General features: G+C 40.2%; 2 protein-coding genes. Both read right to left on the reverse strand.

The annotated features are described in order from the left end of the window. The coding region (locus AC1QQ2_RS14365) for a hypothetical protein (protein WP_479713654.1) at window positions 1-499 on the reverse strand (499 nt) is incomplete at its 3' end. Window positions 500-538: 39 nt separating this feature from the next. Continuing rightward, the coding region (locus AC1QQ2_RS14370; RefSeq protein WP_479713655.1) for a hypothetical protein at window positions 539-1,077 on the reverse strand (539 nt) is incomplete at its 5' end.

The raw sequence follows: 1,077 nt of genomic DNA on the forward strand, positions 1-1,077 counted from the left end.
CTGCTTCTGGGTATTCGTACTTGCGTGTTTCTTCTAGTTCTTTAATTAGGCTAGGAATACGTGCATCACCTACTAGATCTTTGGGAACTGGTTCTGCTTTCATTTCTTCTTCATCAAGAACTGCTTCACCAGGCTTGCCACCTTTGTTACTAACTTCTGTGCCGTCCATAATGGCTTCAAATGCGCCACCTTGTCCGTTAACACGGATTGCTTCTGCCGCGAAACAACCGCAGCCTGCAATTGCATTGCGAATCTGATCATCGTTAGCAGGATAAGCAACACTAACGTCAATAACGTTAACTTCTACTGGACCCATGCTAGGGAATAAATTTGTTTCCTGGATAGGCAAACGCTTAGGCTTGCTCATGCTTTCCATTTTGTACAGCTCTAGAGCTGACTTCATTTTGGCGATAGCTTCTGTTGTTACTTCGCCAGCGATGCGCACTCTAAAATCATATGTACGTACAGATTCTGTTAGATAGGCTTTAAAAGACTTCATAATTGTTCCTATTATTAGATATTTAGCATTTTTAGCTATTTATTGCTTTGGTTTATTGAGGATTTCGGCTAGTAGTGCATTGCGGTCTATAACTGTACCTTTGCCTTCAATAGCATCATCATCAATAACTCCGTTATCTTTTTTAATCTGATGGTCTAGTCGCATTTTCTTTAACTGTAAGTCCACCATTCTTAATTTTTTGTCCAACTTGGCTTGTTTAGCAGTAATCGCATGACCTAATAATGTGCCCGCTGTTTGAAATACTGTACCGCTGAAACGTGCTTCCATGTTCATACCCAGATCCATTAGATCATTGAATTTGTCTTTGGCCAAATCAGCAAGTTCATCTAGTTCCGAATCACTTGCACTCAAGTCTCTTACAGTAGGCAGTGCCGCATCAATTTTATCAATTGCAGAATCAATTTCTTGGAACGTTTCTCGCTTAGATTCGATGTTGGCCATTGTTTCCTCAGGGCTTGCATCATCAGATGAAGGCTCTGGCAAGTTAAATAATTCTTCAAGTTTCTTTGTCATAAAGTTATTTAACGCTTTTTGGCACCGTGAAAAATGTCTTGTTC

Origin of the sequence: Aestuarium sp., from assembly GCF_023253315.1 — a bacterium.
GTDB lineage: Bacteria > Pseudomonadota > Alphaproteobacteria > Rhodobacterales > Rhodobacteraceae > Marivivens > Marivivens donghaensis.